This window comes from Clostridium acetireducens DSM 10703, from assembly GCF_001758365.1.
Taxonomy (GTDB): domain Bacteria; phylum Bacillota; class Clostridia; order Clostridiales; family Clostridiaceae; genus Clostridium_C; species Clostridium_C acetireducens.
The window spans coordinates 1-15,660 of the sequence record NZ_LZFO01000041.1; the positions used below are offsets into that span (position 1 = coordinate 1).

Genomic DNA, 15,660 nt, shown 5'->3' on the forward strand with positions numbered 1-15,660 from the left:
AACATCAGGTTGATAGGTCAGAGGTGCAAGCGTGGTAACATGTTTAGCTGACTGATACTAATAGGTCGAGGGCTTGACCTTAAATATACTGTGCAATTTTGAAAGAATAATTTTCTTTCAAATAAAAGTAATTTACTTAGTTAAAGCTGAGTAGTACTTATTTAAAATAAAAATCTGGTGGTTATAGCTTAAAGGTAACACCCGTTTCCATGCCGAACACGAAGGTTAAGCTTTAAAGCGCTGATGGTACTGCAGGGGAGACCCTGTGGAAGAGTAGGTCGCTGCTAGGTAAAAAAGACATTAAGCATTTTGCTTAATGTCTTTTTTATATAAGGTATTATTTATTTTACTTTAGGTATATAATTATATATACTAATAATAATAAGGGGTGGTATTTTTGGTTTTGCAAAAACTAAAAGAAATAATTAAAAATAGTTCTAATATAGTATTTTTTGGAGGTGCTGGTGTATCTACAGAAAGTAATATACCAGACTTTAGATCCTCAAAAGGATTATATAAGACAAAAAATAATTATGAGTATCCTCCAGAAGTAATGTTAAGTCATAGTTTTTTTGTTACACATCCAGAAGATTTTTTTGAATTTTATAGAAAAAAAATGATTTATAAAAATGCTAAACCTAATGATGCTCATTATGCTCTTGCTAATTTAGAGAAATCAGGAAAAGTAAAAGCTGTAATTACTCAAAATATTGATGGACTTCATCAAATAGCAGGATCAAAAAATGTATTAGAACTTCATGGTAGTGTGCATAAAAATTATTGTACTTCCTGCGGAAAAAAATTTAATTTGAATTATGTGCTAAATTCTAAAGATATTGTTCCTAAGTGTGAAAGTTGTGGAGGCATGGTTAGACCAGATGTAGTTTTATATGAAGAAGGTCTTGATATGGATGTTATAAATAAATCTATTGAATATGTAAAAAATGCTGATGTATTAATAGTAGGAGGAACTTCTCTGGTGGTTTATCCTGCAGCTAATTTAATAAATTATTATTATGGTGATAAATTAATTTTAATTAATAAATCACCAACTCCATATGATAATAGAGCTAATTTAGCTATTCATGATAGTATAGGAGCAGTATTAAGTACTGTATTATAAAAGTAACCAAGATTAATCTTGGTTACTTTTATTTAAATTTATATTGACAAATATTTAATTATATGATATCATTTATAATCGTCAGGTAAATTTATATGGCGCTATAGCCAAGCGGTAAGGCAAAGGTCTGCAAAACCTCTATTCCCCGGTTCAAATCCGGGTGGCGCCTCCAAGAAAAAGTAGTTTCTATTTAGAAACTACTTTTTTCATTTTACTACAGAATTTAAAACTTTTATTTTATTTGTATTACAATTTATTTTAATTTTAGAACCTATGGGTAAAGTTAAATTAGGATAGGAATGTCCAGACATAAAATTTATTACAGTTGGTTTATTGAGAAAAAGTAGTCTATCTTTTATAACTTGTTGTAATGTTAAGCTTCTAGAGTAATTTGAAAGAGAACATTTATTAAATTGTCCTAAAATAAAACCATTACATTTTTGAAGTTTACCAGATAAAAGAAGTTGAGTAAGCATTCTATCAATTTTATAAGGCTCTTCTCCAACTTCCTCTATAAATAGTATTTTATTTTTAGTATCTATGCTATAATTTGTACCTAAAGTACTACATATTAATGATAAATTACCACCTACTAAAATACCTTCTGCTATTCCTGTATTAATAAAATCCATTTTCCCATTTAAAGTATAAGGGTTATTTCTTTTCATAATAGTATTTAAAAAATTATTTAATGTATAACTATCTTTTAAATTAGAGGTTAACATTGGAGAATGAAAAGTTATTAAGTTACATTTGCTATATATTGAATTTAATAAAACAGTTATATCACTAAAACCTGCAAATATTTTTGGGTTATTTTTTATTATTTCAAAATTTATATATGGAAGTATTCGCATACTTCCATAGCCACCTCTAGTACATAAAATCATAGTTATACTATCATCTTGAAACATATTCATAATATCATTAGCTCTATCTTTGTCTTTTCCAGCTAAATAACCATATTTATCATATATATGAACACCTTCTTTTACGTAGAAACCTAAAGATTCAATATAATTTATGCTTTTTTTTATTATAATTGGTTCTTCACAACTGGCAGGAGATACTATACCTATTGTATCTCCGAATCTTAACTTTTTAGGAAGCATAATATCACACTCCGTAATTATTTAAAACATGTCCTTTTTATATAATATTATTATAGATATTATGCATACAAAAGCTATAATAGAAGTAACATATAAAAATCCTATTTTAGAAGAAGCAAAGGGTATTCCATTTAAATTCATACCAAACATACCTGAAATCATATTTGGTATAGACATTACTATGGTTACAGAAGCTAGTAATTTCATTACTATATTTAGATTATTCGATATAACAGAAGCAAAAGCATCCATGGTTCCACTAAGAATATTACTATAAATATTTGCCATTTCTATAGCTTGCTTATTTTCTATTATTACATCTTCTAATATATCTTGATCTTCAGGATACTTTTGCATTATTTTTAATTTAAGCATTTTTTCTAAAGTAATTTCATTAGATTTTAAGGATGTGGAAAAATATACTAAAGATTTTTCTAGAGATAGCAATTGAATTAATTCTTTATTTTTCATAGATTTATGGAGTCTTTGTTCTACAAGTAAGCTTTTTTTATCTATTTGTCTTAAATATACAAGATAGTAGCTAGCTATTCTATATAGTATTTGTAAAATAAATCTAGATCTTTTAAATGTATAAAAAGATTTTATTTTATTATCTATAAAATCTTTTAGTATTTTACTATTTTTTAAGCATATAGTTATAATTGCGTTTTCTGTATGAATTATAGCTAATGGATAAGTATCATATATTAAAGAATTGTCTTCCATTTCTGTAAAGGGTATATCCAATATAAATAGTATATTATTATCCTCTATATCAATACGAGAAGTTTCTTCTTCGTCTAAAGCAGCTTTTAAAAATTCCATAGGTACGGAAGTTTTTTTATTTATTAATAATAATTCTTCTTCTGTTGGGGCTATTATATTAATCCAACAACCATGTTCTATATTATTTAAAGAAGAAAGTTTGCCATCTTCTAAACTTTTGTATATTGAAATCATAGTATCTCTCCTATCTTGAATTTTATAATAACTTATAGATAAATTAAGATAAATTAAGTATTTGTGACAATATATTAATTTTATTTAAATATGTTATCATAAACATATAATTAAAGCAAATAAAAGCTATAAATGATGTGGAATAAAAATAAAAATCTTAGTATAATCCTATATATGAGTATGAAAATTAGGGGGATAAAAAATGTATAAGGAGACTATTGAAAGGAAAATTTTTCATGTGATATTTGCTTTATTTTTGATTTTAGTTACAGTTTTATTTTCTACAGAGATAATAAAATTAATTTATACACAAAGAAGTGATATTAATAATTTGTCAGTCTTTATTTTTCAAATAGGATTATTAGTTGTATTTGCATTTGAAGTATTTAAATGTAAAGTAAAGTACAGTTACTCTGTTATTGCAGATCAATTTATTATTCATAAATTAATAGGTAATGAAGATAAGGTAGTAGAAAATATTAAAATTCAAGATATTGAATTTATAGGTGAAAATAATAAATTGTTAAGTTGTTTAGATCGTATTAAATCAAGAAAATATATATGTTCCTTATACTGTAAAAAAACTTATTGTTGTATTTATAAAAAAGGAGAAAAAGTTAATAAATTTTATTTTGAATCAAGTAATGATTTAGTAAAAAAGATAAAAGTTATAAAAAACAAGAGTCTAAGAAATTAGTCTCTTGTTTCTATTTTTTTATTAAATTCTGTTTTTATTTCTTTTAAAAGATTTTTATTTTGTATTAAATCTAAACCTGTTAAAGCTAAAGCTTTAGCAGCTTTTAATACTTTGTTTTGAGCATAGTATGATATAGTTGCCATAGAAAATTCTGCAGAAGAATATTCTATAGATTTATCATTTACTATAGATATAAAAGGATGCATAGTAGGCACTTTATGACTTACAGTACCTAAGCTTACTCCTGAAGAAGTATTTTTAGGAGAATCTATATTAATTATTCCACTTTCTTTTAAATTATGAGAAAATACTCTAGAAAGAGTTCTATTTGGAATAAGGTCATCATAAGGCAATTCATATAAGGATATATCTGAATAAACATCCATTATATTACTAGTGGTTTTTATGAATTCTCTTATTTTAATTTCTATATCAGAAGCTAAATTCATTTTAGGAGCTCTTATATAAAATTTAGCTTCTGCTTCAGAAGGAAGAAGATAAGGACTAGAACCTCCTTTTACTATAACACCATCAATACTACACCCTTCATCAAATCCTTTAGATAATAAACTTATAGCATTAAATGTAAATAAGCAAGCATCTAAAGCAGAATAAGTACCTACTCTTCTATAACTAAAACCTGATTTACTTTTAAATTCAATTTTTAGAGGAATTACAGCTCTTGATGTACCGCTTTCTGCAGTTATAACATCTGGATGAGCCATAAGCACCACATCAATATCATCAAATACTCCTTGTTTTACCATAGTTACTTTTGCACCGCCTACAAATTCACCAGGACATCCTAAAACTATAATAGTTCCATCTATTTTATCCATAACTTTAGCTAAAGATAAACTGGCACCTATAGACATAGCAGAAACCAAATTATGACCTGCTATATGACCGCCATTTTCTACTGCATCGTACTCACATATGTAACAAATTTTAGGATAACCTTTTCCGTATTTTGCATAAAATGCTGTTGGTATATTAAGATAGTTATCTATAACAAAAAAGTTATTATCTTTAAGTAAGTTTGTTATATAGTTACAAGCTTTATATTCATGAAAACTGTCTTCAGGATTTTCATATAAATATTTTGATAAATTAAACAATGTATCTTTTAAAGTGTTTAAGTATGTTGTTATTTTTTGTTTCATTTAATATCACCTACTAAGAATATATTTAATAATATTATTATAACCTAATTATATAATAGTATATTAAAAGTTGTAAGATTTTTAATAATATATTAAAATAATATGGTAAATACATATAGGAGGTGTTAATATTGGAAACATCAAAAAAATTTACTAAATTAATTATTCTTATTTTAGTTTTTTTATTAATAATACCCTTTATTAATGTAAAAGCAGAAAGACCTTACAATAGAATAGAAGGAAAAGACAGATATGATACAGCATTAAAAGTTTCACAAATTTATAGTTCTAATTTAGGATATGTTATACTAGCATCTGGAAAGGACTATGCTGATGGTCTTTGCGCTTCGCCTTTAGCTAGAAAATATAATGCACCTATATTTTTAACAGATCCTAAAAATTTAAGTAATTCAGTTTTAGAACAAATTAAAAAGCTAGGTACTAATAAAATATTTATTATAGGTGGATATGGATCTGTATGTGAAAATATAGAAAATCAATTAAAACAAGAAGGTTTAAATTGTGAAAGAATAAGTGGCAAAGATAGATATGAAACCTCATTAAATATTGCTAAACATATAGGTGTTAAAGACAAGCTAATTTTGGCATCTGCTAAAAATTTTCCTGATGCTTTATCTATAGCTCCTATTGCTACAATGAAACAAATTCCTATTTTAATTACTAATGGACAAGATGTATCAGATAATATGTTAGAATATTTAAAAGATAAAAATATTGAAAAAACCTATGTTATAGGTGGTACAGGAGTAATCGATGAAAGTGTGTTAAATAAATTTAATAATGCTGAAAGAATAAGTGGTAAAAATAGATATGAAACTAATATAGCAGTAATAAACAAGTTTAAAGATGAATTAAGTTTTGAAAATGTATATATAGTATCTGCATTAGGATTTGCAGATGCATTATCAGGATCAGTTTTAGTTCAATCTAAAAATGCACCATTATTATTAATTGGAGATAATATATCAAAAAATGATCAAGAAAATATAAAATCAATATTATCTGAAAGTAAAAATGTTAATGTAATAGGCGGAAAAGGTGCTGTTTCACAAAATAGCTTATATTTAGTTGGTATAGAAAAAAAGCCTATAGTACAGCCCTCTATAACTGAAAGTTTCAATGTTATAAATGCAGGTGAGACTACACCAGTTTATATAAAAAAATATGCAAATTATAATAGTCCTAATGTGGGATATTCTTACGGTTCTCTTGCAGAAGTAAAAATAATAGGAAATAGCGGTGATTTTTACCATATAGAAACTTTAGATTATGGAACTTTAAATAGAGTAAAAGGATATTTACCTAAAAAAATGATAAAAACAGTAACACCATCTAAAACATATAAAATATTTGTTGATTTAAATAAACAAAAAGTATATGTATATAAAGACAATAAATTAATAAGGCAAATGGTTTGTTCTACAGGTAAAGATGAAACACCTACTCCTAGAGGCAGATATTTGTTAGGAGGAAAAGGTGCAAACTTTTATTCTTCTCCTAGTGTAATATGTTATAATTGGAGTAGATTTAATAATAATTTCCTTTTTCACAGTGTATTATATAATACTTCAGGAAAGCCTATAGCTTCAGAATATGCTAAGCTTGGTAAAAAAGCTTCCCATGGATGCATAAGATTGAAAATAGAAGATGCTAAATGGATATATAATAACGCACCTAAAGGAACATTAATAACTATAAAGTAATATAATAGTAGTAATTAAATAAAGTCTAGAGATATCTCTAGACTTTATTTTTAACTAAAATTGTTATAAACTATCCTTATAAATTAATAAACAAAATAAGCAATTGAATAAAATATATTATTAAAGGCAATAATTTCAGTATAGGTAATTTGTATAAGGAGGATTTGAATAATGAGAAAAAAACAAAGGTGCATTGTATGTAGAAAGCTTTCAAATGATGGTATAATGATAAATGGAAGAGAGTTATGTAAAAGTTGTGAAAAAAGATTATTAAATATAGATATAAACACTGATTTTTATGAATATTATAAGGAATGTATAAGAAAAAACATAGTAAATACTACGATAAGAGGAGAGGATATTAAGTGTCAAGACTTCCACTTTTAAAGGGGGTTTTAGGGTATATTAAACAAAATAACGAGTTGTTTTGTATGCCAGGTCATAAAGGAGGAAAAGGATTTTTAGAAAATTACTTTGGAAGAGAATTTTTAGATAATTTAATAAAAATTGATATGACAGAGGTAGAAGGATTGGATAATCTTCATAATCCTGAAGGAATAATAAAAGAGTCCGGCAATCTTTTAAGCCGGTTATATGGTAGTAAAAAATCTTATTTTTTAGTTAATGGAAGTACCTCAGGAAATTTAGTTATGATATTTTCTACTTTTAATGAAGGAGATAAAATTATAGTAGAAAGAAATTGTCATAAATCTATTTTTAGCGGAATAATAATGAGAAAACTAAAACCAGTGTATGTAAAAAACAAACTAAATAATGATTATAATGCTCCTCTTTCAATAGATATGGAGCATTTTTTAAAGGTTATAAAGGAAAACAAAGATGCAAAAGGTGTAATAATTACTTATCCAAATTACTATGGTATATGTAGCAATTTAAAAACTATAATTAATGAATGTAAAAAATATAAAGTAAAAATTTTAGTAGATTCTGCTCATGGAGCTCATTTTGGAATAAACAATAAACTACCTGAAAGTGCAGTTAAATTAGGAGCTGATATGGTAGTTACTAGTGCTCACAAAACTTTACCTAGCTTAACGCAAACGGCATATTTACATGTAAACAATGGAGATTTAGATAAAGTAAATTTTTATTTAAGTAGCTTTTTAAGTACAAGCCCTTCTTATATACTTTTATGTAGTATGGATTATGCTAGGTTTTATTTAGAAACCTATGGGCATGAGCAGTATAATAAACTTATAAAATTAGCAAATTATTATAGAAATAAAATAAATAAAAATATAGATTATTTACATATCATAGGTAAAGAAGATATAAATAAGAATAAAATAGATGCCTGGGATATAGATTTAACCAGGTATGTAATAAATTTAAAAAATAAATATAATGTATGCTTATTAGCTAAATATTTAATAAAAAATAATATGCAAGTAGAAATGAATGATGAGTCTAATTTAGTATTAATATGCACTCCTTTTCATAAAGAAAATTCATTTTTGAAATTATATAATGTATTATGTAATATAGATAAAAATTCTATAGTAGGCAAAAGTCTAAAAATTGATGATTTCAATATACCTAAACAAAAAATTTTACCTTATGAAGCTATGAATAAAAGTAAACTATGGGTGAATTTAGATGAATCAAAAGGAAAAATATGTGCAGAAAATATAATTCCATATCCGCCGGGAATTCCAATTTTAATGATGGGAGAAATTATTAGTTCAAAAGAAATAAAACGTATTAAATATTTTATTAAAAATAATAAAGATATAATAGGAATAAAAAATGGGAAAATATTAATTTTAAAATAATAATTTGGAGGAAATATATGAAAGGGAAATTGATAGTTATAGAAGGTAGCGATGGAAGTGGCAAAGCTACTCAAACTAAGGAATTGTACAATAAAATGTTAGAAAAAAATTATAAAATAAAGAAGGTAGAATATCCTAATTATAAAAGTGAATCTTCTGCTTTGATTAAAATGTATTTAAATGGAGAGTTTGGAAGTAATCCAGAAGATGTTAATTCTTATGTATCTTCAACTTTTTATGCAGTAGATAGATTTGCATCTTATAAAAAAGATTGGGAAAAATTTTATAACAATGGAGGAATTATATTAGCAGATAGATATACCACTTCTAATATGATACATCAAGGAGCTAAAATAGATGATAAATGCGAAAAAGAAAAATTTTTACATTGGTTATGGAACTTTGAATTTAATAAATTTAAATTGCCTAAACCAGATTGTGTGATTTTTTTAGATATGCCTCCAGAATATAGTGTTAAATTAATAAATGATAGAAATGAAAATAAAGATATACACGAAAAAGATATTAATTATTTAGTTAAATCTTATAAAAATGCACTATATATTATGGATAAATACAATTGGTTAAGAATAAAATGTATTAAAGATGGTAAATTGAGAACAATTAAGGATATTCATAATGAAATATATAATATAATTGAAAATTTAATCTGTTCTTAAAAATTATGATATAAATTAATAGATAGTATGATAAAATAAATATAAATCCTATTTTAAAAGGAGTGAGCTATTTTATGAAACTTATTATTGCCATTGTTCAAGATGATGACGCTGGTGATTTGCTAGATTTATTAACTGAAGCTGGATATAGGGTAACTAAGCTAGCTACTACAGGAGGATTTTTAAAATCTGGTAATACAACGCTTATTATAGGAGTTGAAGAGGAAAAGATTAATGATGTAATAAAATCAATAGAAGTAGTATGTAAAAAAAGAAAACAAGTAATTACATCACCATCACCAGTAGCTGGTTCTACAGGAGTATATGTTCCTTATCCTATAGAAGTAGAAGTAGGAGGGGCTACAATTTTTGTTGTAGATGTAGATAAATTTGTAAGAATTTAATGGGGTAATAAAATGAATTTTAATAGTATAATTGGACATGATTTTATAAAAAAACAAATAGAAAATGCTATAAATAATCAAAGATTTTTACATGCCAATATTATATTAGGTGAAGATGGCATAGGAAAGAGTGTTATTGCTAAAGAAATTGGTTTGAAAATTTTAAACAAACAAACATATAAAAAATATATTGATTTGATAGAATACAAAGGAAGTAAAAAAAAAATAGGAATAGATGAAGTAAGAAGTTTAATAGAAAAAGTATATAAAAAACCTTTTCAAGGTAATAATAAAGTAATAATAATTTATAATGCCCATAATATGACTCAGGAGGCTCAAAATGCTTTTTTAAAGACTATAGAAGAGCCTCCTTTAGGAGTTTATATTATATTGTTGTGTGAAAATTTAAATAATCTATTAGAAACTATAGTTTCTAGATGTGAAATATATAGGTTACATAAACTTAATAAAAATGAAATTAGAAGTTTTATAGAGGTTAATTATCCAGAATTAATAGAAAAAAAGCATAACTTAGATAATTTAATAGCATTTAGTGATGGTATACCTGGAAGAATAGATAAAATATTAAAAGATGAAGATTTTAATATTCTTCGCAATAATATTATGGATATATTATTGGAATTAAATAATAATGATAAAGAAAAAGTATTAAGTTTTGGTAATTTAATAATAGAAAAAATTAAATTTTGGGAAGATATAATGGAAATATTTTTATATTATATAAGAGATGTATTGGTTTACAAAGAAACAGGAAGTAATGAATTTATTATAAATTTAGATAAATTTATAAATATAAAGCATTTAGCGGAAGTGTTTTCTTATAATAAGTTAAACAATATTGTAAATATTATAAAAGATACAAATATAAAGATAAATAAAAATGTTAATACAAAACTTCTAATAGATTCTATGCTAATAAATATGCAGGAGGTATAAAATGATAACAGTTGTAGGTGTAAGATTTAAAAAAGCTGGGAAAATTTATTACTTTGATCCAGGAGAATTACATGTAGAAAAATGGGAAGATGTTATAGTTGAAACAGTAAGGGGTATAGAATTTGGACAGTGTGTTATAGCACCTAAAGAAGTAGATGAAAGCGAAATAGTAATGCCTCTTAAAAAAGTTATAAGAATAGCAACGGAAGAAGATAAAAAAATTCATATAGAAAATAAACAAAAAGAAGAAGAAGCTTTTAAAATATGTCAAGAAAAAATACAACATCATAATCTTATAATGAAGTTAATAGATGTAGAGTATACGTTTGATAATAATAAAGTTATATTTTACTTTACTGCAGATGGAAGAGTAGATTTTAGAGAACTTGTGAAAGATTTAGCCTCAGTTTTTAGAACTAGAATAGAACTTAGACAAATAGGTGTAAGAGATGAAGCTAAAATGATAGGAGGAATTGGACCTTGTGGAAGGGCAATGTGTTGTTCTACATTTTTAGGAGACTTTGCACCTGTGTCTATAAAAATGGCTAAAGAGCAAAATTTATCATTGAATCCTACTAAAATATCAGGAATTTGTGGAAGGCTTATGTGCTGTTTAAATTATGAGCAAAAGGCTTATGAAGAAATAAGAAAAAGACTTCCTAAAGTAGGTTCTATAGTAGAAACACCTTATGGAAATGCAGAGGTTATTTCTAATTCTGCTATAAAAGAAAGTATTAAAGTAAAAATTAAAATTGAAGATGGTGAAGAAACTATAAAGAATATTTCTATAGATGATATTAAATTGGTATCAGGAAGTTTTGAAGATAGTATAAACGAAGAAGATATAAAGATAGATATTGAAGATGAAGATACAGATATAGTTAATGAATTACTTAAGGAAGATTAGAGGAGGAAAAAACATGAAAAGTGTTTTAAAAATTTGCAATATGATTACTATGAAAGATGTAAATAATGTAAGAAAGGCTATATCTAGTAATGAAGGAGTAGTTGCATGTGAAATAAATAGGGATAAAGGAGAAGTAAATGTAGTTTACGATACATATTTTTTAACTGAAGATAACATAATAGAATCTTTAGAAAAGCTCGGATACACTGTTATTTAAAAAACCCCTTTAAAAAATCAAGTAAACGTGGTAAAATATAATCGGATAATGGATGTCCAAAATTTTAAGGAGGTGTTACATATGGCATATAAAATTACAGATGCTTGCGTAAGCTGTGGAGCATGTGCATCAGAATGTCCAGTTAGCGCAATAAGCCAAGGAGATACTCAATTTGTTATAGATGCTGGTACTTGCATTGATTGCGGAAACTGTGCAAATGTTTGTCCAGTAGGAGCACCAGTACAAGACTAGTATTTACTAAAAAAAGATCGCCAAGGGCGGTCTTTTTTTTATTTGCTATTTATGTTAATATGTTAAATATTTTAGTATTTATAAAACAAATTGTAATACCTGTAATTGTTGGTATTAGCACAGATAAAATAGTCCATTTAATACTGCCAGTTTCTTTTTTTATTGTCCATAAAGTAGTTGCACAAGGAAAGTGAAGTAAACAAAATAACATAGTATTTATAAAAGTCAAAGCTGTCCAACCATTATTTAATAATAAAGCTTTTAGCTGATGTATATTTTCAAATTCCATCATTGTTCCTGTAGATAAATAAAGCATAATTAGTATAGGTATTACTATTTCATTTGCTGGAAAACCAAGTATAAAAGCTATTAATATAAATCCATCTAACCCTATGGCTTTAGCAAAAGGATTTACAAAATTAACTATATGAGTTGCTATATTTAAGTTACCTATATAAATATTAGTTAACATATATATTAATACTCCTGCTGGTGCTGCTACAGCTATAGCTCTTCCCAGTACAAATATAGTTCTATCTATTAAAGACGTAAATAAAATTCTTCCTATTTGGGGTTTTCTATAAGGAGGAAGTTCTAAAGTAAAAGATGATGGAAATCCTTTTAATAAAGTTTTAGATAATACATAAGAAGTTAGTAATGTGAGTATAACTCCTATTATAATCATTAAAGTTACTATTAATGATGCAAATAGAGAGTTATTATAAAAATGTATACCTACAAAAATTGAAGATAAAGCTATTAAAGTAGGAAATCTGCCATTACAAGGTATAAAATTATTAGTTAATATTGCTATTAATTTTTCTCTAGGAGAATCTATTATTCTACAAGATATTATACCAGCAGCATTACATCCTAGTCCCATACACATTGTCAATACTTGTTTACCATGAGCATGAGCTTTTTTAAATATATAATCCATATTAAAACAAACTCTAGGAAGGTAACCTAAGTCTTCTAAAAAAGTAAATATAGGAAAAAATATTGCCATAGGAGGAAACATAACAGATATTACCCAAGCTAAAGTTCTATATACTCCTAATATTAAAAGTCCATGAATCCATTTTGGACAATTTATATATTTAAAAAATAGAGTTAGTTTTCCTTCTATATAAAATAAAAATTTAGCTATACATTCAGATGGAAAATTAGCACCTGTTATTGTTAACCAAAGAGTTATAGCTAAAATTAAAATCATTAAAGGGCCTCCAAAGGCTTTTGATGTAATAATATCATCTAATCTTTGCTGTTCTAAAATTTTTTTAGTATCTTTTTTTACACATTTATTTGTTATTTCTTCTGCATTTTTATAAATATCTGAAACTATATCATCTCTTATGTTAGAATTTGAATTTCTAATTTTTTGGGTATATTTTAAAGCTTCATTTAGATTATCCTTCAAAATAATCACCCTTTATTAATTTATAAAAATCATGGTTTAAATAATTACTTAGAGTTTTCAATAAAGTCAAATCTCCATCTAATAATCTTAAACTTAGCCATCTGGCATTTATTTTATTGGGAAATAGCTTTTTAAATATTGGTTCCATATAATTTAAAGTAGAAGATATTTTTTCGTTATAGTTTACTTTAAAAGGATTAGTGGAAATTTTATTTAAACACATATTGTATAAAGAATCTTTTAGATTAGAAATACCTATATTATTTCTTGCACTAGTAGGTATTACAGGAACACCTAGTTTTTTAGATAAAAGATTAATATCTATTTTTATATTCTTTTTTTTAGCTTCATCCATTAAATTTAAGCAAATAATAACTTTATCAGTAATTTCTAATATTTGTAACACTAAATTTAAGTTTCTTTCTATACAAGTGGCATCTATAACCACTATACAAGCATCTAATTTTGAGAAACATAAAAAATTTCTTGCTACCTCTTCTTCAGGAGATGAAGCTAAAAGTGAGTAAGTTCCAGGTAAATCTACTATAATAAAGTCTTTTGTTTTATAAGAAAACTCTCCGTAGGTACTTACTACAGTTTTACCTGGCCAATTACCTGTATGTTGGTGCAGACCAGTAATAGAATTAAATACTGTGCTTTTACCAGTATTGGGGTTACCAGCAAGAGCAATGAAAAAATGATTACTAAAATCTGCATTTAAATTAATAAAATCTGACAAATATTCTTTTTTACTAGAAGAATAACTTAATCCCATAAATTATAGCACCTCCAATTTTTAAATTATTTTTACTAGTATATTTTCTGATTCTTCTTTTCTTAAGGCTATACATGTATCTCTAATTAAGTATGCAGTAGGGTCTCCCCACAAACTTTTTCTAATTACATATATAATAGTTCCTTCAACTATTCCTAAATCTAATAACCTTTGTTTAGATGAAGTCTTAGGTAAAATTTTAATTATTTTAACTTTACTACCTACTTTAGCGTTATTTAAACTTAAATATTTCATATAATTCACCTTTAAACATAATTTTATATAATTATATTATGGATTAATTATATAATGTGTTACTTGGATAATTAAATTTGTATTATAATTCAAATATTATATAATGGTATATATGTATAAATGAAATGGAGAATAATATATGAATAATATAAAAAACAACTTATTAAAAAGTGATGAAACATTAGATGATTTGCAGATAAAAAATATTAAAATTATACAAAAAAGCAATGGATTTAGATTTGGAATGGATGCAGTACTTTTAGCTAATTTTGCAAAAGTAAAAAAGGGAATGAGAGTTATGGATTTGTGCTCAGGAACAGGAATAATACCTTTTATATTAGCAGGTAAAACTGAGGCAGAAAAAATATTTGCTATAGAAATACAAGAAGATATGGTTGAGATGGGCAATAGGTCTATAACTTATAATAATTTAGAAAATAAAATAAACATTATAAAAGGGGATATAAAAAATGTTAAAATGTTAAAAAACTTTGATAAATTTGATATTGTTACAGTTAATCCTCCTTATAAATTAAAAAATTCTGGATTATTTGAGTCAAGATAAAAAAAATGCAGTAGCTAGGCATGAAATATTTTGTACTTTAGAAGATGTTATAGTAGCAAGCAATATTTTATTAAAAGATAGAGGAAAATTATACATGGTTCATAGGGCAAATAGAATAGCAGATGTTTTTTGTACTATGAGAAAACATAAAATAGAACCTAAATTAATAAAAATGGTTCAGCCAAATGAAAAAAAGGCTCCTAATTTAATTCTTATAGAAGGACAAAAAAATGGAGGAGTATTTCTAAATTGGGAAAATACACTATATATCTATAATGATAAAGGAGAATATACAAAAGAAATAAAGGAGATATATGGACTAATATAGGAGGATACTTAAATGAATAAGGGAAAATTATATATAGTTCCTACGCCAATAGGAAATTTAAAAGACATAACTTTGAGGGCTTTAGAAGTATTAAATAAAGTTCATATTGTGGCAGCAGAAGATACAAGACAAACATTAAAGCTATTAAATCATTATAATATAAAAAAGTCTTTAATAAGCTATCACAAATTTAATGAATTAGAGGAAATTGCACAATTAAACTTCCTCAATTATATTTAAAAATCATTACTTTTTGTTAATAATTAACTATTTTGTTCAGAAAAAGATAATAGCAAAGCTAAGGTGCTATTGCACCTGTGGATAACTT

General features: G+C 25.4%; 15 protein-coding genes, 1 tRNA gene, 2 rRNA genes and 3 pseudogenes. 16 read left to right on the top strand and 5 right to left on the bottom strand.

Annotation, left to right across the window (positions count from 1 at the left end; translation table 11 throughout):
* From CLOACE_RS10355 to CLOACE_RS10370, 4 genes are all read left to right on the top strand, one after another.
* A 23S ribosomal RNA gene (locus tag CLOACE_RS10355) occupies positions 1-81 on the top strand; the annotation flags it as partial.
* Between the two features lie 92 nt (positions 82-173).
* A 5S ribosomal RNA gene (gene rrf / locus CLOACE_RS10360) occupies positions 174-290 on the top strand.
* A gap of 107 nt (positions 291-397) precedes the next feature.
* Positions 398-1,123: an NAD-dependent protein deacylase gene (locus CLOACE_RS10365; RefSeq protein WP_070111098.1), complete on the top strand. Its 726-nt coding sequence runs from the start codon at positions 398-400 to the stop codon at positions 1,121-1,123.
* Positions 1,124-1,220: 97 nt separating this feature from the next.
* Positions 1,221-1,295 (top strand) — tRNA-Cys (locus CLOACE_RS10370).
* A gap of 34 nt (positions 1,296-1,329) precedes the next feature.
* Here the strand turns inward: CLOACE_RS10370 and CLOACE_RS10375 are convergent.
* Both CLOACE_RS10375 and CLOACE_RS10380 read right to left on the bottom strand, forming a co-directional pair.
* Positions 1,330-2,235, bottom strand: coding sequence for a S66 peptidase family protein (locus tag CLOACE_RS10375; RefSeq protein WP_070111100.1), 906 nt, complete (start codon positions 2,233-2,235; stop codon positions 1,330-1,332).
* A 21-nt stretch (positions 2,236-2,256) separates the two neighbouring features.
* Positions 2,257-3,195, bottom strand: a complete 939-nt coding sequence (locus CLOACE_RS10380) for a magnesium transporter CorA family protein (protein WP_070111101.1) — start codon at positions 3,193-3,195, stop codon at positions 2,257-2,259.
* A gap of 202 nt (positions 3,196-3,397) precedes the next feature.
* On the opposite strand from CLOACE_RS10380, the gene CLOACE_RS10385 reads away from it, so the two are divergent.
* Positions 3,398-3,892 (top strand): hypothetical protein, encoded by a 495-nt coding sequence (locus tag CLOACE_RS10385; RefSeq protein WP_070111102.1) that lies wholly within the window; start codon positions 3,398-3,400, stop codon positions 3,890-3,892.
* On the opposite strand, the gene CLOACE_RS10390 is transcribed toward CLOACE_RS10385, so the two are convergent.
* Positions 3,889-5,055, bottom strand: coding sequence for a zinc-binding metallopeptidase family protein (locus CLOACE_RS10390; protein ID WP_070111103.1), 1,167 nt, complete (start codon positions 5,053-5,055; stop codon positions 3,889-3,891). The genes CLOACE_RS10385 and CLOACE_RS10390 overlap by 4 nt on opposite strands.
* A gap of 131 nt (positions 5,056-5,186) precedes the next feature.
* On the opposite strand from CLOACE_RS10390, the gene CLOACE_RS10395 reads away from it, so the two are divergent.
* From CLOACE_RS10395 to CLOACE_RS10435, 9 genes are all read left to right on the top strand, one after another.
* Positions 5,187-6,779: a cell wall-binding repeat-containing protein gene (locus CLOACE_RS10395; protein WP_175429461.1), complete on the top strand. Its 1,593-nt coding sequence runs from the start codon at positions 5,187-5,189 to the stop codon at positions 6,777-6,779.
* 171 nt (positions 6,780-6,950) lie between these two features.
* Positions 6,951-7,166, top strand: a complete 216-nt coding sequence (locus CLOACE_RS10400) for a sigma factor G inhibitor Gin (protein WP_070111107.1) — start codon at positions 6,951-6,953, stop codon at positions 7,164-7,166.
* A complete protein-coding gene (locus CLOACE_RS10405) occupies positions 7,145-8,572 on the top strand; it encodes an aminotransferase class I/II-fold pyridoxal phosphate-dependent enzyme (RefSeq protein WP_070111109.1) in 1,428 nt (475 codons plus the stop codon). The genes CLOACE_RS10400 and CLOACE_RS10405 overlap by 22 nt, the downstream gene beginning before the upstream one ends.
* 17 nt (positions 8,573-8,589) lie before the next feature.
* The gene (locus tag CLOACE_RS10410; RefSeq protein ID WP_070111111.1) at positions 8,590-9,252 is read left to right on the top strand and encodes a dTMP kinase; all 663 of its coding nucleotides are present in this window, start codon (positions 8,590-8,592) and stop codon (positions 9,250-9,252) included.
* Positions 9,253-9,326: 74 nt separating this feature from the next.
* Entirely contained in the window at positions 9,327-9,656 is a 330-nt protein-coding gene (locus tag CLOACE_RS10415) for a cyclic-di-AMP receptor (protein WP_070111113.1), read from the top strand.
* Between the two features lie 12 nt (positions 9,657-9,668).
* The gene (locus CLOACE_RS10420) at positions 9,669-10,613 is read left to right on the top strand and encodes a DNA polymerase III subunit delta' (protein WP_070111115.1); all 945 of its coding nucleotides are present in this window, start codon (positions 9,669-9,671) and stop codon (positions 10,611-10,613) included.
* A 1-nt stretch (position 10,614) separates the two neighbouring features.
* Positions 10,615-11,520 carry a PSP1 domain-containing protein gene (locus CLOACE_RS10425; RefSeq protein WP_070111119.1) on the top strand — a complete coding sequence of 302 codons (906 nt, stop codon included), beginning with the start codon at positions 10,615-10,617 and terminating at the stop codon, positions 11,518-11,520.
* A gap of 13 nt (positions 11,521-11,533) precedes the next feature.
* On the top strand, positions 11,534-11,737 hold the full coding sequence (locus CLOACE_RS10430) for a heavy-metal-associated domain-containing protein (protein WP_070111121.1): 204 nt from the start codon (positions 11,534-11,536) through the stop codon (positions 11,735-11,737).
* A gap of 81 nt (positions 11,738-11,818) precedes the next feature.
* A complete protein-coding gene (locus tag CLOACE_RS10435) occupies positions 11,819-11,989 on the top strand; it encodes a DUF362 domain-containing protein (RefSeq protein WP_070111124.1) in 171 nt (56 codons plus the stop codon).
* A 49-nt stretch (positions 11,990-12,038) separates the two neighbouring features.
* On the opposite strand, the pseudogene feoB reads toward CLOACE_RS10435, so the two are convergent.
* Positions 12,039-14,184, bottom strand: a pseudogene (gene feoB, locus CLOACE_RS12020) (ferrous iron transport protein B).
* A gap of 21 nt (positions 14,185-14,205) precedes the next feature.
* Positions 14,206-14,439, bottom strand: coding sequence for a FeoA family protein (locus CLOACE_RS10445; RefSeq protein ID WP_070111130.1), 234 nt, complete (start codon positions 14,437-14,439; stop codon positions 14,206-14,208).
* 139 nt (positions 14,440-14,578) lie between these two features.
* On the opposite strand from CLOACE_RS10445, the pseudogene CLOACE_RS10450 reads away from it, so the two are divergent.
* Positions 14,579-15,332, top strand: a pseudogene (locus CLOACE_RS10450) (tRNA1(Val) (adenine(37)-N6)-methyltransferase).
* Between the two features lie 12 nt (positions 15,333-15,344).
* Positions 15,345-15,539 (top strand): annotated as a pseudogene (locus CLOACE_RS10455) (SAM-dependent methyltransferase); the annotation flags it as partial.
* Positions 15,540-15,660: the final 121 nt, after the last annotated feature.